Below are 19641 nucleotides of genomic sequence, written 5' to 3' on the forward strand. Positions count from 1 at the left end.
GTTTGAACGGGATAGCTCTGGGTTCTTAGTTCCCTTAAGCTGAAATTATAGTAACAGAAGGATTTGAGATATTCGAGCCTGTAAAGGCTCTAAAAACAGATATATTTGCTAAAAAACATGAATAATTTCAATGATACCGGTGTCAGTAAATTAACAAAATTCATGACACCGGTATCATCATTTTATAATATAAAACCGCATAATTTGCGGCTTTATATCTGATTTTGAGGTGGGGTTGCTTAATTAGTTAAAAATGTTTTTTACATCTTGCTCATCAAACACATATTCTTTTAAACAATAATGACAGCTAATATTCACTGTGCCATTTTCAGCAACGTCGTCAAGTAACTCTTGCTGACCTACATTTACTAACGCGGCGATCGTTTTGTCTCGGCTACAGCCACACTTAAAGCTAATTGCTTGTGGTTCAAAAACACGTGGATTATCTTCGTGGTATAAGCGTGTTAAAACCGTATTAGCATCTAGCTCTAATAGTTCTTCAGGTTTTATTGTATCGCTCAGTGCTTCTAAGTGAATAAAGTCATCAATAGATTTTTGTTTATCTACTGGCAGTACTTGTAAAAATAAGCCACACGCCTTCGCTTTACCTTCACTTGTATTAGTTGCAAACCAAAGTCGAGTTTTTAATTGCTCTGATTGCTCAAAGTAGCTTTCAATGCATTCACTCAATGTGTCGTGTTCAAGAGGTACTATACCTTGGTAACGCTCACCTTTGGTTGGAGTAATCGTAATTACCATGTAGCCTTTACCTACAAGCTCTTTAACTGTTGAGCCAGTTACTTCACTTTGCATACGTGCAATACCACGCATGTTTTGTTTATCGTCGCCGTTAATCACTGCATACTTAACCGGGCCGTCGCCTTGTAGTTGTACTGCAATTTCACCTTCAAACTTTAAGGTAGCTGTTAATAAACATGTTGCAACGAGTAACTCACCTAATAATGCTTTAACGGGGGCTGGGTAATTGTGATTAGCAATCATCTCATTGTAGGCGTGATCAATTTGAACGAGTTCGCCACGAACATCGAGTTTGTCGAATAAATAACGGTGAAGTAAATCTTGTTGCATGAGCGGCTATACCTAACTTGATTTCATTTTTAAAAGTTCGCGCCTTTGCTTTTTATCGGGCTTTTTATCCGGATGTGGAGCAAAGAAGCTGTTGTTTTTGCGTGCGATGGCGTTTTCTTCGCGTTTTGCAATGCTTGCATCAGTTTCTTGGTACAAGGTTTGTGCAATGGGGGCGCTTTGGCGTTTTTCAAGCACTTTGAGCACTTCAATGAGCTTTTCATCAACGCCTTGGGCAAGCTTTATAGTTGCGCCAACTTCTACTATTTTACTCGCTTTAGTACGTTGCCCATTATAATGTACTTTGCCGCCTTGCACCATTTCTCGTGCGAGGGCGCGTGTTTTATAAAAGCGCGCCGCCCATAACCATTTATCCAATCGAACTTTTAGTTCACTGGTGTGGTCTGAGTCGGCATTGGTGTTGTTTTTTTTACTCATTAGGCTTCTTTAATCGACTATTTATATATCTTAAAATTTATCATGAAATCATCGTAGGATGAAGGTATTACAATGCGCGCTGTTTTTTTGAGCAACCATACAATGTTAATTTAATCTGTTTACAAAGTTTAATATTAGTGTGCTTGTTGAATGAAAAATGAAAGGGTACTATGGGTACGCGCTTACGCAGTAAATTAAAATAAGAACACTATTATGGAACAGCAAATTCAACAGCTTAAACAATTTTTAACACGCCTACCCCATGCTAAATTAAGCGCAGTAGTTACGTTGTTAGTTGTTGTTTATCTTGCTTATTTATTATCTAAACTGGTTTGGTTAGTGTGGCCTCAACCAGTATCTGCACCGCTTACCCCTTCACATTATTCAGGGCAATCTAAAGCCACTAATTCTAGCTCTGTGCAAAATATCATAGAGCAATTTTTGTTTGGTAAAAAAACTGTAACAAACAAAGCTAATACTGCGCAGCAAGACGAAGTTATTAACAATGCACCAGAAACTCGTTTAAGTATTAACCTTACGGGGATTGTGGCTGTAAGCAATGATGACCAAGCAGGTATTGCCATTATTGAATCTCAGGACCGCCAAGTGAGTTACTTAGTTGAAGAGGTTGTTCAGGGCACTCGCGCTGAAGTAGCACAAATATTACCTGACCGCGTTATTTTAAGTGTTAACGGCCGTTATGAAACGCTCATGCTAGACGGACTCGATTTTACTAAAAAAGTGTCTATGCCTGTACTTGCAGCACGTGAAATGCAAGACATGGGGCCGCAAAAATTAGCACAAAGCGAATTACAAATTAACGCAACCGCAGACCCAGATGTAAAAGAAGCGCTTATTGAAACGCGTGAAGAATTACTCGGTGAACCTGGCAAATTATTTGATTATATTCGAGTATCGCAAGCAATGAGCGACGGTGAGCTAATAGGCTATCGTTTAAGCCCAGGTAAAGAACCCGCGCTTTTTAAACAAATGGGCTTACAAAATAATGATTTAGCCGTTGCTATTAACGGCTACCAATTAACAGATTTACAACAGGCCATGGCAGCCATTAATGAGCTGCGTAATACTAGCGATGCCACCATTACAATAGAGCGTGATGGCGAGCAAATCGATGTGCAATTTAGCCTGCAATAACTTAGCTTTGGAGTTTTAACATAATGGTTCAGGTGCTACACCTCAAAAAAATTAAAAAAGGGTTAGCTAAGTACGCAGCGCTTTTTTTAGCAGCCAGTATTTCGTTGTCGGTTTCAGCTGTTGAATATGCTGCAAACTTTAAAGGCACAGATATCAACGAGTTTATTAATATTGTTGGTAAAAACCTTAATAAAACAGTGATTATCGATCCTAATGTGCGCGGTAAAGTAAACGTGCGTAGCTATGAATTGATGGATGAAGCACTGTATTATCAATTTTTCTTAAATGTACTTGAAGTGTATGGCTACTCAGCAGTAGAAATGGACAACGGTATAATTAAAATTGAAAAAAGCTCAGATGCAAAAAAATCCAATGTACCGCTAATAACAGAAAACAGTACAGCGTCGGGCGATATGATGATCACCCGTGTTGTGCGTGTTAAAAATGTAAGCGTGCAAGAGCTTGGGCCATTAGTGCGCCAGTTTAGCGATCAAAAAGACGGTGGTCATGTCGCCAACTTTAACGCTGCAAACGTAATGATGCTAACGGGGCATGCAGCTTCGGTAAATCGCTTAGTTGAGATCATTCGCTCTGTTGACCAAGCGGGCGATAAACGTGTTGATATTGTAAAGCTTAAATATGCAACGGCTGACGATGTCGTTTCGGTAGTTGAAAATATTTATAAAGATAGTGGTAAAGGCAGCGTACCTGAATTTTTGATTCCTAAAGTAGTTGCCGATGGGCGAACTAATAGCGTCATTGTAAGTGGCGAAGGCCAAGCACGTACGCGTGCAATAGAGCTTATAAAACGCCTAGATGGTGAGCTTGAAAGCCAAGGTAATACCAAAGTATTTTACTTAAATTACGCCAAAGCTGAAGATTTAGTAAAAGTTCTACAAGGTGTGAGCAAAACACTTGCAGAAGATGGACAAGGCACAAGCAAAACTCGTTCGACTAATAAAAACGATGCCAGCATCGAAGCACATCCAGATTCTAACTCGTTAGTTATTACCGCTCAGCCAGATACAATGCGCTCATTAGAGACCGTCATTGATAGGCTCGACATTCGCCGTGCACAAGTACTAGTAGAAGCCATTATTGTTGAAGTAATGGAATCGGATGGTGTTAACTTAGGTACGCAGTGGATTTCAGAAGATGGTGGTATGCTGCAGTTTAATAATGGCTCAACCGTTCCTGTCGGTTCGTTAGCCGTTGCCGGTATTCAAGCGCAAGACACCACAACAACCCAAACAATCATTGGTTCAGAAAGTGGCTTAGCTACTAGTTACGATGAAACGTCAGAAGGTGATTACACCGCGCTTGCATCATTACTTAGTGGTGTAAATGGTTTGGCGTTTGGCTTAGTTAAAAACGACTGGGGCGCTATTATTCAAGCGGTATCTACCGATACTAACTCAAACATACTAGCGACTCCTTCAATTACGACCATGGATAACGAAGAAGCATCGATGATAGTAGGTCAAGAAGTACCTATTATTACAGGCTCTCAAACGGGTAGTAATAACGATAATCCATTTCAAACAATTGAACGCCAAGAAGTGGGTGTAAAACTTAAAGTCACGCCGCAAATAAATGATGGCTCAGCGGTACAATTATTAATTGAACAAGAAGTATCAAGTGTAAGTGGTGCAACAGCCGTTGATATTTCAGTTAATAAGCGTGCAATTACAACAACTGTTATGGCTGATGATGGCGGTATGGTTGTGTTAGGCGGTCTAATTGATGAAGACGTACAAGAGAGTGTATCTAAGGTGCCAATTTTAGGTGATATCCCAATTTTAGGTCACTTATTTAAGTCAACTAACACCACAAAGCGCAAGCGTAATCTGATTGTGTTTATTCGCCCAACGATTATTCGCGATGGCGTTAATATGAATAAGTTAAGTTTTAATAAATATAACTTTATTCGCGGCGAACAAATAAAAGAGAAAGAAGATGGTATAGAGCTTATGCCAAATTCAGACGTACCATTGCTACCGTCGTGGGATGACGAGCTTATATTGCCACCAACGTACGAAGAGCACTTAAAAGCATTAAGTTCTAAAGAACGTGCAGAGCGTGAAGATGACTAGCGCAATTGAGAATATTAATGAAGAGGTGGTTCATCGCCCAGATGAATCACACGCTAATGACCTATTAACAAGCAACGACCTAGTTGAGCTGCCGCCTAAGCGCTTACCTTTTTCGTATGCGCGAAGAGCGGGTGTATTGCTTAGTAAAAATAACGAGCAGCAAGTTGTTTATTACCGCGGTGAACTAGATGTAGAAGTACTTTTAGAGGTGCGCCGCATTGCTGGCAACGGGTTTACTTTAGAGCAACTAGCAGATGATAAGTTTGAATTGTTATTAGAGGCCGCATATCAACGCGATAGCTCTGAAACTCAGCAAATGATGGAAGACATTGGTAACGAAGTGGATTTGTTTTCACTGGCCGATGAGCTCCCACAAACCGAAGATTTATTAGCAGGCGACGATGACGCGCCAATAATCAAGCTAATTAATGCCATGCTAAGCGAAGCAATTAAGGAAGGCGCCTCCGATATACATATCGAAACCTTTGAGCAAGAGCTAGTGATTCGCTTTAGGGTTGATGGTGTATTAAAAGAAGTGCTTAAGCCTAATCGTAAGCTTGCTTCGTTATTAGTATCGCGTATTAAAGTAATGGCCAAGCTTGATATAGCAGAAAAACGTATCCCGCAAGATGGCCGTATAAGCTTGCGTATAGCTGGGCGCGCGGTAGATGTGCGTGTATCAACTATGCCATCGAGCTTTGGCGAGCGTGTAGTACTGCGTTTACTAGATAAAAATAACGCCCGCTTAAATTTAGAAGATTTAGGCATGACATCTCAAAACCGAGAGTTGTTTGCCGATTTAATTAGTAAACCACACGGTATTATTTTGGTTACCGGCCCTACGGGCTCTGGTAAAAGTACCACGCTCTATGCCGGTATGAGCCAAATAAACTCGCGAGATCGCAATATATTAACCGTCGAAGATCCAATTGAGTACGAAATCCCAGGCATAGGCCAAACACAGGTAAATACCAAAGTAGATATGACCTTTGCCCGTGGCCTTCGTGCAATATTACGTCAAGACCCTGATGTAGTAATGGTGGGTGAAATACGTGACCTTGAAACCGCGCAAATAGGTGTACAAGCATCACTTACGGGCCACTTGGTAATGTCTACACTGCATACAAATACCGCTTCGGGTGCGATTACACGTATGGAAGATATGGGCGTAGAGCCATTTTTACTTTCATCATCGCTATTAGGGGTGCTTTCTCAGCGCTTAGTGCGTACTTTGTGTAATAGCTGTAAAGAAGGTCACACGGCTGATGAGCGCGAATGTGAGTTACTTGGTGTGCCTTTTGACAATGCACCGACCATTTACCGTGCAGTAGGCTGTGAAGAGTGTAACTTTAATGGTTACCGCGGCCGTACAGGTATTCATGAATTACTTGTTGTTGATGAAGCAATACGCGAGATGATTCATAGCGGTAAAGGCGAGCAAAGCGTAGAAAAATACATTCGTAAAAAAAGCCCAAGCATACGCCAAGATGGCTGTAGTCGAGTACTGGCAGGTAAAACCACACTTGAAGAAGTACTGCGCGTTACCCGTGAGGAAGCCTAACCATGGCGGCGTTTGAATACCGAGCCCTAGATGGCCGAGGTAAAGAACAAAAAGGCATTTTAGAAGCCGATACTGCTAAGCAAATTCGCCAAGCATTACGTGAAAAAAAGCTTACACCACTTGAAGTTGTGCCTGCAGCTGAGGGCGACAAGCAAGTTAAAGGTGCAAAAGCACCGGTATTAGGCAGCTTTTTTAAGCCGAGTGTTTCGACCTCCGACCTAGCCCTTATTACTCGCCAGCTTGCCACGCTTATTCAATCGGCATTACCTGTTGAGGGTGCTGTAATGGCGGTTGCTGAGCAGTGTGAAAAGCCCCGCTTAAAACGTATGCTTATGTCGGTGCGCTCAAAAGTAGTGGAAGGTTACACACTAGCTGATGGCATGAGTGAGTTCCCTCATGTGTTCGACGATTTATATCGCGCCATGGTCGCCGCGGGCGAAAAGTCTGGTCATCTTGACCAAGTACTTAACCGTCTTGCCGATTACACAGAGCAGCGCCAACATATGCGCAGCCAAATAACTCAAGCTATGGTTTATCCTACTATTTTGGTTATTTTTGCTATTGGTATTGTGTCGGTGTTGCTTGGTACTGTGGTACCCAAAATTTTAAAAACCTTCGAAAAAACCAAGCAAGTACTCCCATGGACCACAGAATGGGTAATGGCGGGTAGTCACTTTGTACAAAATTATTGGTTTGCAAGTTTGTTAGTAATCACTGCGCTAACAATAGGTATAAAGCATGCGCTTAAACAACCTAAAATTAGACTTTGGTGGGATGACCGCGTGTTACATATGCCTGGGTTTGGTAAAGTGGCACGAGGTATTAACACCGCACGGTTTGCACGTACGCTAAGTATTTTGTCGTCAAGCTCAGTGCCACTACTTGAAGGTATGCGTATTTCGGGTGGGGTATTGGCAAATCAAAAAATGAAAAAGTCTGTGGCTGATGCTGCTGATAGAGTAAGTGAGGGGGCAAGCCTAAGGGCGGCTTTACAGCAAACTAAGCTGTTTCCTCCGATGATGCTGCACATGATTGCCAGTGGTGAAAAATCAGGTGAGCTAGAACAAATGTTAGAGCGCGCGGCTAATAACCAAGACCGCGAGTTTGAAAGCATGGTAAACGTATCATTAAAATTATTAGAGCCAGCAATGATTGCCTCAATGGCGGTTATTGTTCTGTTTATAGTAATGGCTATTTTACAGCCAATTATGGCAATGAATAAAGCTGTTGGACTTTAGCTTTAAGGGGTTACTCAAGTTAATACTAACTTGAGTTATTCCTAATTAAATTATGTTTTGGAAAAAGAGGTATTTACGTGAATAAACAATCAGGTTTTTCTTTACTCGAAGTAATGGTGGTATTGGTTATCATCGGGATGATTATGTCGATTGTGGCACCTAATATTATGGGCCAGCAAGAAGAAGCAGCTATCGATAAAGCACATTTAGATATTCAACAGCTTGAAGATGCTATGAGCTTGTACAAGCTTAAAAATAAAAGCTATCCAAGTACAGAGCAAGGCCTAGAAGCGCTTGTGAACAAAACAAGTATTGAGCCAATTCCTAAGCGTTTTCCTGATGGTGGCTTTGTTAATGAGCTACCAGAAGATCCATGGGGTAACCCGTACCAGCTAATTAGCCCAGGAGAAATTGGTAAATTTGATATTTTTTCTATGGGTCCTGATGGCGAAGCCGGCACAGATGATGACATCGGTAACTGGAACGAAGACGAGCAATAATGGTAGTTAACCCAGTTGTACGGTTATTTACGATTACACGAGGCTTACTATGCAAGTAAGCCTTAATCGTATGCGCGCTTATAACCGCGGGTTTAGTTTAATAGAAATTTTAGTGGTACTCACGATCATCGCGTTTGCCACCAAAATGGTGGTATACAGCTTAGAAGGCGGCGCCGAAGATGAGCTAGATACACAAGCGCTTAGGCTGCATACCACCATTAACATGGCTTCAGAATTTGCTATTTTAAATCAAATAGAGCTTGGTTTAATGGTGGAAGACAACACCCTTGAGTTTTTAGTATTTGATAGCGAAAAGTGGATTACTTTTGACCGCGAAGATCTCTACAAGCCCATAGAACTTGATGAGCGATTAAAGCTTACACTTAACCTTGAAGATTTAGCCTGGTCACAAGACAACCTACTTGAGCAAGCTAATTGGCGAGAGCTGATGAGTGGCGGCGATGAAGACAGTTTACTTGAACTTCAAAAGCTAAAAATTCCGCAAGTGCTTATTTTATCATCGGGTGAGGTGAGTGCATTTCAGCTTATTGTTGAACTAAAAGAACAAAGTGAACCTGTTTACTACATTGAAGGTGAGTTTACAGCGCCTGTTAACTTGCGAAAAGAGCCACAATAATGACGTTTAATAAAGGCTTTACCTTATTAGAAGTGCTTGTTGCGTTAAGTATTTGTGCAATGGCTGGCATTGCTGCAATGCAAGCAACCGGTGAGCATATAAATCATCTAAGTACGTTAGAAGAGCAAACGTATGCCTCTTGGGTTGCCGAAAACGTACTTGTTGTGCAGCGTAGTAAAGGTAAAGACTGGCAAGCCAAAAATGGCAAACGTGGTAGCGAAGTCATGGGTGGAACAGAGTGGTTTTGGAAACAAGAAATAACGGCAACGGCCGATAAAAGTTTTGTAAAAGTAACTATTAACGTATTCAGCGATGAAAAGTACGAACAATCGGTGTACGAGCTTTCAACTTATTTAAATAAAGGTAGTTAGTAAGTGAAGCAACGCGGATTTACATTAATCGAAGTATTAGTCGCCATGGCTATTTTAGCCGTTGTAATTATGGCTACTCACCAAATTTTAGACTCAACCACCAAAGCTAAAGAAGCCTCAGACGAGAAAATAGCAGAGCTCAACGGGTTACAAACTGCATTTAGATTGATGGATCAAGATTTTAGCCAAATGACCCAACGTACAGTTCGTAACGAAGCCGGTGATGCACAAGAACAATATTTACTTGCTGGGCGCTACATATTAGAGAGCCAGTACGACGGTATCGCTTTTGTGCGCGATGGCTGGGTAAACCCGATAAACTTGCTTCCTCGGTCAGAGTTACAAGCGGTAGGTTACAGAGTATTTGATGACAATTTAGAACGCGTTTACAGAGTCTATGTTGACCAGCTCGATAATATGGAGCCACGTGTGCAAGTTGTTTTAACAAACGTAGAAGAGCTTAAGTTTGAGTTTTTAGGCGCCAACAATGAATGGCAAGAGCAATGGCAAATAAAAGCATTACCCAAAGCGGTTGCAGTAACGTTGCAGCAAATTGACGCAGAGCCAATTCGGCGTGTATTTTTAGTGCCAGGGCTTGGTAAAGGCAGTACAGAGAGTACCTCATGAATAAACACTCTTCACGTGGGGCCGCGTTAGTTATTGTATTATTTATAGTGGCACTTGCCGCTATTTTAGCTGTAGAAATGAGTGCTAATTTAGTCGTGCAGGTACAAAAAAGCACTAACCTACAAGGGCATCAGCAAGCTAAATGGTACGCCTATGGCGCTGAAGAATTGGCAATAAAAGCCCTAAAATTAAGTAAAGAAAACGATGCAGACAAAACAGCATTGGATCAGGTGTGGGCAGCGCAAGGCGATACGCAATATCCAGTAGATAACGGTACACTGAGCGGCAATATTACAGACCTTCAAGCGTGTTTAAATTTAAATGCATTAGGGGAAGAGCCCGATGCAAATTCTACCAGTAAAACAAACCCAGCTCACAAAGCACTATTTGCATTACTTGAAAACATAGAAGACTTACCCGCCGAGGAAAGCGAGGAAGCAATGGCCGACAGTGTATTTGATTGGCTAGATGAAGACAGCATTACTTATCGCTCAGGTGCTGAAGAAGATGAATACTTGTCGCGCGATTACCCTTACATGAGTGCAAACAGTTTATTTGCATCACCGTCTGAATTGCGTTTGGTTAAAGGTTTTAATCCATTAGTAATGGAAAAAGTTTTGCCTTATGTATGTGTTATTCCTGGTAGCACGTTACTATCAATTAACGTAAATACTTTATTGCCAGAACAGGCGCTTATTTTAAGTGCCATGATTGATGAATTACCCCTATCAGGAGCCGAAGCGGTTATTTCTGCTCGCCCCGATGCCGGTTTTGATAGCATAGACGAGTTTTTTTCCGAAGTGCAGCAGCAGGGCGGTGCAAACTTAGATTCGGTTAAAGAGCTATTTAGCATTAACAGCGAATATTTTAAATTACAAACGCAGGCAACATTTGTTGATTTGCGTTTTTCGATGACCACATTACTTCATGCTAACAATGGCGAAGTAACGATACTGGCGCGAAAATTTGGAGGCGTACAGTGACAGAAATACTGCTGATCCGCACGGGTCAAACAGAGCAAGATAAATTAAATTGGTTAATTTACTCATCACAAGAACAAGAAATAATTGCCAGTGGCGAATTAACTAATGCGAGTCGTTTAAATGAATTAAGCGAAAAAGCCCAAACGCGAGAAGTTGTGGTATTGCTGCCAAGCGATCAGGTACAGCTTAAAACTGTAGCTTTACCCACCAAGTGGAATCGTAAGCTAGAGCAAGCGCTGCCTTATATGCTTGAAGAAGATATTGCTTGTGACATTGATGAGTTGTTTATCGCAATTGGTGATCCAACCATGCTTGATGAGCAGCATGCAATAAAAGTAGCGCTCACCGACCGAGAGTGGTTTGAAGGCTGGCTTGCGTTATTTACCGAGCATAACTTAGCGGTGTACACCATTTTGCCAGATGCCTTATTATTGCCTACAAGCGATAATGATACCTTAAGTGCAATAGAGCTGAATAACCAATGGCTATTTAAAAAAGGTGACTGGCATATTAGTGCTGTTGAAAATAGCTGGTTAGGCGACTACTTAGCTGCTTTGGGAGAGCCTAATGTAAAGCATTTTAGCCCCGCTAATCAGTTTCCAGAAAGTATTAATTTAATTTCACAAACCAGCGACTATGATTTACCACTTGCATTATTTGCTAAACAATTGACTAACGTTAAATTTAATTTACGCCAAGGCATGTATCAGCTAAAAAAGAAAAGTGCATTGTGGTGGGGTTACTGGAAAGGGGCCGCTGTAATTACCGGTGTTGCGCTTGTAGCTACTATTGCTATCAAACTGGTTGAGCTAAATCAGCTTAACTCACAGGTTGAACTAGCTAAAGCCCAGGTGGTCGATAAATACCAAAAAGCATTTCCTGGTACAAAGGTACGTCCTAACTTAATAAAAAGCCAAATTAGAGGTGCGCTTAAAACCATTAATGGCGAAAGCGAAGCCGGTTTCTTAGATTTAACCACACAGCTAGTGGTGGTGTTTTCACAAGTAAGCGAATTTACCCCAGAAACACTACGCTACGATAAGCGCCGCAACGAGTTACGCATTCGTGCCCGCGCTAAAGACTTTCAAACATTTGGTAAAGTTAAAAGTATATTAGAGCAACAGGGCTTAACGGTTGAACAAGGCTCACTAAATAACGATGGCGACTTTGTTGTAGGCGAAATAAAACTGCGAGGTGCAGTATGAAAAAACAATTAATACAATATTGGCGCTCATTAAAAGAACAAGAGCAACAACTGGTTATGGTTGCCGGTGGTATATTTGTTATTTTTGTTTTAGTTATGGGTATTTTTAGGCCGCTAAATAACGCTATTGATAAAGCTAAGCAATCGTATGTGAGCCAACAAGAGTTACTTGTATGGGTTGATCAAAGCATAGTTAAGTTAAAAGCGGCGGGTAATACGCAGGCAATAAGTAATCAGAATATTAGCCAAGTAGTTAACTCTACGCGTAGCCGTTACCGTATCAATATTAGTAAAATGCAGCCTAACGATAACTCATTACGTTTAACCCTCGATTCAGTAGAATTCAATCAACTTATAGAGTGGTTAGATGAACTGGTTAATCAGCATGGTTTACGAGTAGAAAACCTCGATTTAAGTAAAGACGATAAGTCAGGTTTTGTTCGTGTAAGCCGCTTAGTACTAGAGAAGTAATTAATGAAAAAAATAATAATATTATCTGTCGTATTTTTTATCAGTTTTGTTGTATTTTGCATTGTAAAATTACCCGCAGCCATTGCGCTTGATATGGCTAAGCCATACCTGCCTAAGCAGCTTGAAATAGGGCAAACAGTAGGCACCGTATGGAAAGGGCAAATGATGCAGGTGCGATACCAAGACGAGCAGCTTAATAACGTACGCTGGGATATAGCCGGCTGGCAGCTATTTACGGGTAACCTAAATGCTAACTTAAAATTTGGTAACCCACGCGAGCGAAGCGATATTTCGGGCTATGCTGATGTTAATTACGGGTTGTTTAATAACGTAGTTAAGGTGTCTGATGGTATTATTCGCTCAACAGTAGAGCGAGCAATGCAGCGTATTGCGCTCCCTATACCGGCTACAGCAAAAGGTCGCGTAATTTTAGAATTAACCGAGTACACTTCGGGCGTTCCTTATTGCGAATCACTTAAAGGTGAAATTGCTAGCCCAAATATAGATGTAAAAGGTTTTAATGGTTGGTTTAATATTGGCCCATTAGGTGGCATGTTAAGTTGTAAGTCGGGTGATATTGCAATCTTAGTAGACCCAGATAACACACTAGGGCTTGAAGCCGATGCAACACTTAAAGCTAACTTTGATTTTAAGGTAGCCGGTTATGTTAAACCTGATGCCAGCTTACCTAAAGATGTGCATGATGCGGTTAAGTTTTTAGGCCGACCAGATGCACAAGGCCGTTACCCACTTAATTTTTAATGTAATAAAAGAGTTTTAATGCAAATACCACAGTTTAATGAACAACACGCACAGCAATTAAGTGCATTTTTAAGTACACAACCTCAAGCTATGTCGTTAACGCAAAGCCAGGGTTACTTGTTTGGCGTAATTTGTTCGCCAAACCCATTAGATGTTCATCAGTGGTTAGAACAAATATTACCTAACACTGCAAACGACCTAGATGAAGAAATGCTGTTTTTATTTATGGCGTTATATCATCAAATTAGTGAGCAAGTATTTGAAACAGGCTATAAACTGCCTGCAAGTTTTGATCTAGAATACAGCAAAGCTTGGAGCGAAGGGTTTGTAAGCGCGAGTAAAGAGTACGCACAACCGTTACTAAATGCCCCGCAATTAGAGCCAGAATATAAAGAAGCCCTAGAGAGCGCATTAAGCACATTGAGCTTTTTTGCCGTTGATCAGCAAACCATGACACAAATAGCCCAGCAAAATAGCATGACACTCGATGCTTTATGCCAATACCAGTACGAATCAATGGGCGACTTTGCCTTAGGTTTTGCAGAGCTTATTGAGGTTGTAGCCATTAACAGTGGACTAATTACTGACGAAGGTTGGGAAGAGTAGTACTTTAGCTTAATCTACTAAACAGCGCTTAGGATAACTAAGCGCCAAGTTCTAAAACTATATCGGTGCATCCTTTTTTACATTTAACGATACCTTTACCGGGTTCGCTAGTAGCTAGGTCGAGCGTTAAAACCCCACCGCATTGTTCACAATTAAGTGTTTTACCTTGTGAGAGCTTTTTAAGCATAGTGCGCTGCTTATGAAATGAGTCGCTGGCTTTTTTATTTAACTGCGAAAAGTCCACTATTTAGCTCTCTTTTGCTCTAGTGCTTCAGATACAATTTTACACACCGTATTTAAGCGGTTTTCGTAAAAGTACAAATTTAGGTCGCGCTCGCGGCAATAACGTAAATGAAACAGTTGCACCGAATCATCGGTGGTGAACGTTTTTTCAATATATTCGCTTTCAGACTCAGAAAGCTTTAACTGTGAACTAATACGGTTTTTAGCCATATTTGCCGCAGGGCTTCGATTTATTTTACTCGCATCACTTAAAAACCCAACGCCATCGCCTAATAGCTTTTCGCGAGGTTCTTTAACTAAAGAATGATCAATAGTAAAAAATGCAAGGATCACTATGACCAATATAATAAATTTTTTCATGGATGCGTAAACCTTGATCTCAAAAGGATAAATTTAGCAAGCAGTGTAATAAACTGCATTTTAAAAGCAAGTAACTGAGATGAATAAATTATTAGCAATCTATGCCAGTAATTTTAATCAGTATTGTTATAATAGCTCACAGCAGTCAGATATTTCTGAAATATCTGAAAGTATTCAAACAGCTGATTATTTAAACTAATCAACCTTATACATAACAAGCTACAGTTACAGTATAGAATACTTACACATTGCTAAGTTTTTATTTCCAAGCGGCGTTGAGGAACTTCGATGGACAAGCAAATTAAAGTAAAAAACATACCTGCTGAGGTTAAAATCCAAAAACCAGATTTGAGCCGACAAGACGACAGGTTTAACCCACGTAACCGTATTTATGTGCGAGCAGTTAAAGGGCTTCATCAATTACTTAGGCAGCGCATTGGTTTTTTAGGCATGCTTGCTTTTATGTTACTCCCTTGGATTAACTTTAACGGCCAGCAAGCAGTATTGTTTGATTTAATAGGGCAAAAATACAATATTTTTGGCTTAACGCTGTGGCCACAAGATTTCACCATACTTGCTTTTATATTTATGCTAGCAGCCTTTGCGCTGTTTTTAGTGACCACTTTTTACGGGAGAGTATGGTGCGGCTATACCTGCCCGCAAACTGTGTGGACCTTTATATTTATTTGGTTTGAAGAAAAATTTGAAGGCACAGCTAATCAGCGTAAAAAGCTCGATCAGCGCCCGATGGATTTTGATAAGTTTTGGCGAAAAACAGCAAAGCATACTAGCTGGGTATTATTTGCCTTATATACAGCTATTTCATTTGTGGGCTATTTTACGCCGATACGTGAATTACTGCCTGATTTTGTGACCTTTAATGTTGGGGGCTATGCACTAGTAAGTATTATTTTCTTTGCAGCATGTACTTATGCAAACGCAGGCTGGATGCGCGAAATAATGTGTTTGCACATTTGTCCGTATTCGCGTTTTCAATCAGCTATGTTTGACAAAGACACGTACACAGTAACGTACGATGAAAAACGTGGTGAAAGCCGCGGGCCGCGTTCGCGTAAAATTGCCCACGAAGATTTGGAAATGGGCGACTGCATTGACTGTAATTTGTGTGTACAAGTGTGCCCAACGGGTATAGATATTCGTAATGGCTTACAAGCAGAGTGTATAAACTGTGGTGCGTGTATCGATGCATGTGATGGTGTAATGGACAAAATGGAATATCCACGCGGGCTTATCTCTTACACAACAGAGCGAAACCTTGAAACGCCTGAAAATAAAACCAATCCACTGCGAGCTAAAATCATTGGTTATACGGTCATCTTGCTAGTACTAACAAGTGCGCTGGTGGCCAATATTGCATTTAGAAAGCCAATGGACTTTGACATAATACGTGACCGTAATCAGCTATATCGTGTCGACTTTAATGGCTTAGTAGAAAACACCTACACATTAAAAGTGATCAACAAAGCACAGTACGAGCAAACCTTTAACATTAAAGTAAACGGGCTCGAAAACTTTAAATATATAGGAAAGCAAACATTTACTGTACAAGCAGGGCAGTCGCATAATGTGCCACTGTCACTGGTTATGGACCCATATGATTTAAAGGCGCCTATGACCGAGTTTAACTTTGAGCTTTCACCGGTTAATGACCCCGATGAAAGCATATCGCAGCCAAGTAACTTTTTTAAAGCGCGATAAACACATTAACTAATAAAAGCGGGGCAACCCGCTTTTTATATTAAGAAGCCCATGAGTAAATTTAGTTTTGAAGATTTAACACCCGACTTAATACTCGATGCCATAGAAAGCGTTGGTATTTATGCTGAGTCGGGTTTATTAGCACTTAATAGTTACGAAAATAGAGTGTACCAATTTAAGGCTGAAGATGGCCTGCGCTACGTTGTAAAGTTTTATCGTCCTGAGCGTTGGAGCAAAGCGCAAATTCAAGAAGAGCACGACTTTGCATTTGAGCTCGCCGAGGCCGAAGTACCGGTTGTTGCGCCTATTAAATATAATGGGCAAAGCCTGTTTGAACACCAAGGTTACGTGTTTGTGTTGTTTCCAAGTGTTGGTGGGCGTTTATTTGAAGTAGATAACCTTGATCAACTTGATGTAATGGGGCGTTTAATTGGCCGTATGCACCAGGTAGCTAAAAGCAAAGAGTTCAATCATAGGCCAACATTTAGCTGTGAAGAGTATTTGCATACAGCTAAAGTTCATCTGCAAAAAAGTAATTTGGTGCCAATGGGGATCAGCACGGCTTTTTACACCATATTAGATTTGGTAATAGAGCAAGCGCAATCACAGTATAAAAATGTGCAAAGTATTCGCCTACACGGTGATTGCCATGCTGGTAACATTTTATGGGCAGGTGATGCGCTTATGTTTGTAGATTTAGACGATAGCCGTCAAGGGCCTGCCATTCAAGATTTATGGATGATGCTCAGTGGCGATCGTCAAACACAGCTGTTACAGTTAGACACCCTTGTAAATGCGTATGAAGAGTTTTGTGATTTTGACCACACTCAACTCAAATTAATTGAACCGCTTCGTGCAATGCGTATTATTCACTACATGGGTTGGGTAGCCAAACGATGGAGCGATCCGGCGTTCGTACGGAACTTTTCATGGTTTGCCGAAGACAAATACTGGGAGCAACAAATTTTAGCACTTAAAGAGCAACTTGCTGCACTGCAAGAAGCCCCGCTGAAGTTATTGCCATAAAATTTTATTTAAAAAGTACACGAGACACCAATGCTTAAAAAATTGAAACTGAGCCTACTACTTTTATGTTTACCGTTTGCAGCCCTTGCTGCACAATTTGAAGCCGATAACCAGTATACTGTTATTGATGTAGAAAAAAGCGCAGAGCCACAAGTTACCGAGTTTTTCTCATTTTACTGCCCACATTGTTTTAAGTTTGAACCAGTAGCTAAAGCAATTGAAAAAAACCTGCCAGAAGGCACTAAGTTTATTAAAAACCACGTAAACTTTTTAGGCGGTGTATCACCGCAGGCGCAAAGCAACTTAAGCTATGCATATTTAATTGGTAAAAAACACGGCCAAGCACAAAGCATAAGCGACCAAATTTTCAAAAGCATACATGTACAACGTGCACCTTTAACGCAAATGAAAGACGTTAAAAAGTTGCTTGAAGTTAATGGCATTGATAGCGCAACATTCGATCAAGATATTGCAAGCATGCCAATTATTTCAGCTGAACGTGCAATGCAAGATAAGCAAAACAAATATTCAAAAATTGGCGCGCTAACAGGCGTACCTACTTTTATTGTTAACGATAAATACAAAATCAACATTAACACCATCAATAACCAACAAGAACTTGATGAGTTAGTTGCTTTTTTACTAACACTTTAATCTTGGAGAATAATAACAATGATCAAATTAGTTAAAGCAGGCTTGCTTGCATTATTACTTCCTATGGCAGCAAGCAGCTTTGCAGCTACATACGAAGAAGGCGTTCACTACGATGTAGTTGCAGAGCGCGCCACTAAAAAACCAGAAATTAAAGAGTTTTTCTCATTTTACTGCCCTGCGTGTAATAACATGGAAGCACTGATTGGTGAGTTTAAACCTAAGCTAGACAAAAACGTTAAGTTTAAAAAGAGCCATGTTGATTTTGTTGGTGTACGCGATCCTGAAAATCAGCAAATGATGAGCCAAGCACTTGCAACAGCTGAGGTACTTCCGCAAAAAGATAAAATTGTTGCTGCTATTTTTAATCACATCCATACAAAACGCGCTAAGTTTAACGAAATCGCCGATGTAAAAGATGTATTTGTAGCGCAAGGGGTAGATGGCGATAAGTTTGATAAGCTATACAAAAGCTTCTCGGTACGTACATTAAGCTCAAAAATGAAACGCGATCAAAACTACTTTAAAGAAAAAGGCGCACTACGCGGCGTACCAACATTTATCGTAAATGGTAAGTACAAATTAAACCTAGGCCGAGAGTCGGGTATTACTGCACCAGAAGACATTAGTAAATTAGTAAATTATTTAGCTAGCAAGTAAGTTTAGCAAAAACAGGAAAAGCTCCTTAGGGAGCTTTTTTTATATAAGCCTAATTTAATTTTTAAATAGACTTAACGTTATTTGAGGGGCAGTTATTTTCTTTGTAAGAAAACACCTGACTCAGTATGATGGGTATATGGGAACTGATCAAATATCGCAAAACGCTTAACGTTATGAGTGCGCGTTAAATGATCTAAATCGCGTTCAAGTGTTTCTGGGTTACACGATATATAAATAATGTTCTCGTAGTTGGCCACTAAGTCACAGGTAAGGGTATCCATACCAGCACGTGGTGGGTCCACTAAAATAGTTTGGCAATCGTAACTTTTTAAATCTATCCCCTCTAAACGGGAAAAAGTACGCTCGCCATTCATTGCCTGGGTAAACTCTTCACTCGACATACGAATAATATCTAAGTTATCTACTTTATTTTTTGCAATGTTGTACTGAGCAGAATGTACCGATGATTTAGATATCTCTGTAGCTAATACTCGATTAAATGAGCCTGCCAACGCAATTGAAAAGTTACCATTACCGCAGTAAAGCTCTAGTAAATCGTTAGTAAGTGGTTTGCATAGGTCTTGCGCCCACTCAAGCATTTTAATATTTACTTTCGCATTTGGCTGAGTAAAGCTATTTTCTACTTGTTGGTAAATAAGCTCTTGGCCATTTACTGTTAAACGCTCTGTGACAAAGTCATCGCCAAGCACTTCTTTTTGCTTACGTGCGCGGCCAATAAAATCAATTTTGTATTTACTGCTTAGTTTTTCTTTAAGGGCTTTAATTTCACTTAGCCACTCTTCATCAAGTGGCTTGTGATAAAGTAAGCTCACTAAAATTTCACCGCTTAATGATGATAAGTAGTCAATTTGAAATAATTTACGGCGTAATATTTCACACGATTTAAGATTATCAATCATCACCTGCATCACTTCACCTACTAATGGCGCTGCAGGGTCAAAGGTATCAACGCGGATCTTTTCTTTTGTTGCTTGATCAAACATGATGTGAAATAGATCATCCCCATCATGCCATACTCTAAACTCGGCACGCTGGCGGTAGTTAATTGGCTCTGAGTTAAATACCTCTAATTGTTGCACACCAAAACGCTGAAACTGCGATGTAATGCGTTGCTCTTTTTCAGCTAACTGCGCATCGTACTGTGTGGTATCTATTTTTATCACTGCCATTAATACTACTACCTTATTTGTGAGATCTATTTATCGGCGCTATTGTAGGGGGCGAGGTGT

At 40.5% G+C, this 19641-nt stretch carries 22 protein-coding genes; 17 read left to right on the forward strand and 5 right to left on the reverse strand.

Translation table 11 applies throughout. The features are described 5' to 3' along the window. Nucleotides 1-243: 243 nt before the first annotated feature. Both hslO and hslR read right to left on the reverse strand, forming a co-directional pair. Nucleotides 244-1089: an Hsp33 family molecular chaperone HslO gene (hslO, locus tag PESP_RS04005; protein ID WP_089346873.1), complete on the reverse strand. Its 846-nt coding sequence runs from the start codon at nt 1087-1089 to the stop codon at nt 244-246. 12 nt (nt 1090-1101) lie between these two features. After that, the gene (gene hslR / locus PESP_RS04010; protein ID WP_089346874.1) at nt 1102-1524 is read right to left on the reverse strand and encodes a ribosome-associated heat shock protein Hsp15; all 423 of its coding nucleotides are present in this window, start codon (nt 1522-1524) and stop codon (nt 1102-1104) included. Nucleotides 1525-1737: 213 nt separating this feature from the next. On the opposite strand from hslR, the gene gspC reads away from it, so the two are divergent. The 13 genes from gspC to PESP_RS04075 all read left to right on the forward strand — a co-directional run bounded on the left by gspC (nt 1738) and on the right by PESP_RS04075 (nt 13732). Continuing rightward, entirely contained in the window at nt 1738-2679 is a 942-nt protein-coding gene (gene gspC, locus PESP_RS04015) for a type II secretion system protein GspC (protein ID WP_089346875.1), read from the forward strand. A gap of 23 nt (nt 2680-2702) precedes the next feature. Beyond that, a complete protein-coding gene (gspD, locus tag PESP_RS04020; RefSeq protein ID WP_089346876.1) occupies nt 2703-4772 on the forward strand; it encodes a type II secretion system secretin GspD in 2070 nt (689 codons plus the stop codon). Continuing rightward, complete coding sequence (gene gspE / locus PESP_RS04025; RefSeq protein ID WP_089346877.1) at nt 4765-6333, forward strand: type II secretion system ATPase GspE; 1569 nt, start codon at nt 4765-4767, stop codon at nt 6331-6333. The genes gspD and gspE overlap by 8 nt, the downstream gene beginning before the upstream one ends. Before the next feature lie 2 nt (nt 6334-6335). Next, nucleotides 6336-7571 (forward strand): type II secretion system inner membrane protein GspF, encoded by a 1236-nt coding sequence (gspF, locus tag PESP_RS04030; RefSeq protein WP_089346878.1) that lies wholly within the window; start codon nt 6336-6338, stop codon nt 7569-7571. Between the two features lie 77 nt (nt 7572-7648). Then, a complete protein-coding gene (gene gspG, locus PESP_RS04035; protein WP_004588447.1) occupies nt 7649-8071 on the forward strand; it encodes a type II secretion system major pseudopilin GspG in 423 nt (140 codons plus the stop codon). A gap of 49 nt (nt 8072-8120) precedes the next feature. Then, complete coding sequence (locus PESP_RS04040; protein WP_089346879.1) at nt 8121-8708, forward strand: pilus assembly FimT family protein; 588 nt, start codon at nt 8121-8123, stop codon at nt 8706-8708. Further along, on the forward strand, nt 8708-9079 hold the full coding sequence (gene gspI / locus PESP_RS04045; RefSeq protein ID WP_089346880.1) for a type II secretion system minor pseudopilin GspI: 372 nt from the start codon (nt 8708-8710) through the stop codon (nt 9077-9079). Before PESP_RS04040 ends, gspI begins: the two co-directional genes overlap by 1 nt. A gap of 3 nt (nt 9080-9082) precedes the next feature. Beyond that, a complete protein-coding gene (gene gspJ, locus PESP_RS04050; RefSeq protein WP_089346881.1) occupies nt 9083-9706 on the forward strand; it encodes a type II secretion system minor pseudopilin GspJ in 624 nt (207 codons plus the stop codon). After that, nucleotides 9703-10689, forward strand: coding sequence for a type II secretion system minor pseudopilin GspK (gene gspK, locus PESP_RS04055; RefSeq protein ID WP_089346882.1), 987 nt, complete (start codon nt 9703-9705; stop codon nt 10687-10689). The genes gspJ and gspK overlap by 4 nt, the downstream gene beginning before the upstream one ends. Further along, complete coding sequence (gspL, locus tag PESP_RS04060) at nt 10686-11894, forward strand: type II secretion system protein GspL (RefSeq protein ID WP_089346883.1); 1209 nt, start codon at nt 10686-10688, stop codon at nt 11892-11894. Before gspK ends, gspL begins: the two co-directional genes overlap by 4 nt. Then, a complete protein-coding gene (gene gspM / locus PESP_RS04065; RefSeq protein ID WP_089346884.1) occupies nt 11891-12364 on the forward strand; it encodes a type II secretion system protein GspM in 474 nt (157 codons plus the stop codon). Before gspL ends, gspM begins: the two co-directional genes overlap by 4 nt. A gap of 3 nt (nt 12365-12367) precedes the next feature. Further along, a complete protein-coding gene (locus PESP_RS04070) occupies nt 12368-13126 on the forward strand; it encodes a type II secretion system protein N (RefSeq protein WP_089346885.1) in 759 nt (252 codons plus the stop codon). Between the two features lie 18 nt (nt 13127-13144). Continuing rightward, nucleotides 13145-13732, forward strand: coding sequence for a UPF0149 family protein (locus PESP_RS04075; protein ID WP_089346886.1), 588 nt, complete (start codon nt 13145-13147; stop codon nt 13730-13732). A 37-nt stretch (nt 13733-13769) separates the two neighbouring features. Here the strand turns inward: PESP_RS04075 and PESP_RS04080 are convergent, their stop codons facing one another. Both PESP_RS04080 and PESP_RS04085 read right to left on the reverse strand, forming a co-directional pair. After that, complete coding sequence (locus tag PESP_RS04080) at nt 13770-13976, reverse strand: hypothetical protein (RefSeq protein WP_089346887.1); 207 nt, start codon at nt 13974-13976, stop codon at nt 13770-13772. Next, the gene (locus PESP_RS04085) at nt 13976-14335 is read right to left on the reverse strand and encodes a hypothetical protein (RefSeq protein WP_089346888.1); all 360 of its coding nucleotides are present in this window, start codon (nt 14333-14335) and stop codon (nt 13976-13978) included. Before PESP_RS04085 ends, PESP_RS04080 begins: the two co-directional genes overlap by 1 nt. Before the next feature lie 288 nt (nt 14336-14623). Between PESP_RS04085 and ccoG the strand changes: the two genes are divergently transcribed. From ccoG to PESP_RS04105, 4 genes are read left to right on the forward strand one after another with little or no spacing between them, the layout of a single operon-like run. After that, nucleotides 14624-16054 (forward strand): cytochrome c oxidase accessory protein CcoG, encoded by a 1431-nt coding sequence (ccoG, locus tag PESP_RS04090; RefSeq protein ID WP_089346889.1) that lies wholly within the window; start codon nt 14624-14626, stop codon nt 16052-16054. Nucleotides 16055-16105: 51 nt separating this feature from the next. Next, nucleotides 16106-17080, forward strand: a complete 975-nt coding sequence (locus PESP_RS04095; protein WP_089346890.1) for a serine/threonine protein kinase — start codon at nt 16106-16108, stop codon at nt 17078-17080. Between the two features lie 30 nt (nt 17081-17110). Further along, nucleotides 17111-17734: a thiol:disulfide interchange protein DsbA/DsbL gene (locus PESP_RS04100; protein ID WP_089346891.1), complete on the forward strand. Its 624-nt coding sequence runs from the start codon at nt 17111-17113 to the stop codon at nt 17732-17734. 18 nt (nt 17735-17752) lie between these two features. Continuing rightward, nucleotides 17753-18391, forward strand: a complete 639-nt coding sequence (locus PESP_RS04105) for a thiol:disulfide interchange protein DsbA/DsbL (protein WP_089346892.1) — start codon at nt 17753-17755, stop codon at nt 18389-18391. Between the two features lie 92 nt (nt 18392-18483). Here PESP_RS04105 and trmA read toward each other — a convergent pair whose 3' ends face one another. Continuing rightward, nucleotides 18484-19581: a tRNA (uridine(54)-C5)-methyltransferase TrmA gene (gene trmA / locus PESP_RS04110; RefSeq protein WP_089346893.1), complete on the reverse strand. Its 1098-nt coding sequence runs from the start codon at nt 19579-19581 to the stop codon at nt 18484-18486. Between the last annotated feature and the right edge of the window lie 60 nt (nt 19582-19641).

The sequence above is a fragment of the Pseudoalteromonas espejiana DSM 9414 genome (genome assembly GCF_002221525.1).
Lineage (GTDB): Bacteria > Pseudomonadota > Gammaproteobacteria > Enterobacterales > Alteromonadaceae > Pseudoalteromonas > Pseudoalteromonas espejiana.

Excerpts from the sequence above, each read along its gene's own strand:
- PESP_RS04105 (WP_089346892.1), top strand. The coding sequence starts at position 17,753 with ATGATCAAATTAGTTAAAGCAGGCTTGCTTGCATTATTACTTCCTATG.
- PESP_RS04085 (WP_089346888.1), bottom strand. The coding sequence starts at position 14,335 with ATGAAAAAATTTATTATATTGGTCATAGTGATCCTTGCATTTTTTACT.
- gspF (WP_089346878.1), top strand. The coding sequence starts at position 6,336 with ATGGCGGCGTTTGAATACCGAGCCCTAGATGGCCGAGGTAAAGAACAA.
- PESP_RS04040 (WP_089346879.1), top strand. The coding sequence starts at position 8,121 with ATGCAAGTAAGCCTTAATCGTATGCGCGCTTATAACCGCGGGTTTAGT.
- gspC (WP_089346875.1), top strand. The coding sequence starts at position 1,738 with ATGGAACAGCAAATTCAACAGCTTAAACAATTTTTAACACGCCTACCC.
- PESP_RS04100 (WP_089346891.1), top strand. The coding sequence starts at position 17,111 with ATGCTTAAAAAATTGAAACTGAGCCTACTACTTTTATGTTTACCGTTT.
- PESP_RS04095 (WP_089346890.1), top strand. The coding sequence starts at position 16,106 with ATGAGTAAATTTAGTTTTGAAGATTTAACACCCGACTTAATACTCGAT.
- hslR (WP_089346874.1), bottom strand. The coding sequence starts at position 1,524 with ATGAGTAAAAAAAACAACACCAATGCCGACTCAGACCACACCAGTGAA.
- ccoG (WP_089346889.1), top strand. The coding sequence starts at position 14,624 with ATGGACAAGCAAATTAAAGTAAAAAACATACCTGCTGAGGTTAAAATC.
- gspD (WP_089346876.1), top strand. The coding sequence starts at position 2,703 with ATGGTTCAGGTGCTACACCTCAAAAAAATTAAAAAAGGGTTAGCTAAG.
- PESP_RS04075 (WP_089346886.1), top strand. The coding sequence starts at position 13,145 with ATGCAAATACCACAGTTTAATGAACAACACGCACAGCAATTAAGTGCA.
- gspK (WP_089346882.1), top strand. The coding sequence starts at position 9,703 with ATGAATAAACACTCTTCACGTGGGGCCGCGTTAGTTATTGTATTATTT.
- trmA (WP_089346893.1), bottom strand. The coding sequence starts at position 19,581 with ATGGCAGTGATAAAAATAGATACCACACAGTACGATGCGCAGTTAGCT.
- hslO (WP_089346873.1), bottom strand. The coding sequence starts at position 1,089 with ATGCAACAAGATTTACTTCACCGTTATTTATTCGACAAACTCGATGTT.
- gspE (WP_089346877.1), top strand. The coding sequence starts at position 4,765 with ATGACTAGCGCAATTGAGAATATTAATGAAGAGGTGGTTCATCGCCCA.
- PESP_RS04070 (WP_089346885.1), top strand. The coding sequence starts at position 12,368 with ATGAAAAAAATAATAATATTATCTGTCGTATTTTTTATCAGTTTTGTT.
- gspI (WP_089346880.1), top strand. The coding sequence starts at position 8,708 with ATGACGTTTAATAAAGGCTTTACCTTATTAGAAGTGCTTGTTGCGTTA.
- gspM (WP_089346884.1), top strand. The coding sequence starts at position 11,891 with ATGAAAAAACAATTAATACAATATTGGCGCTCATTAAAAGAACAAGAG.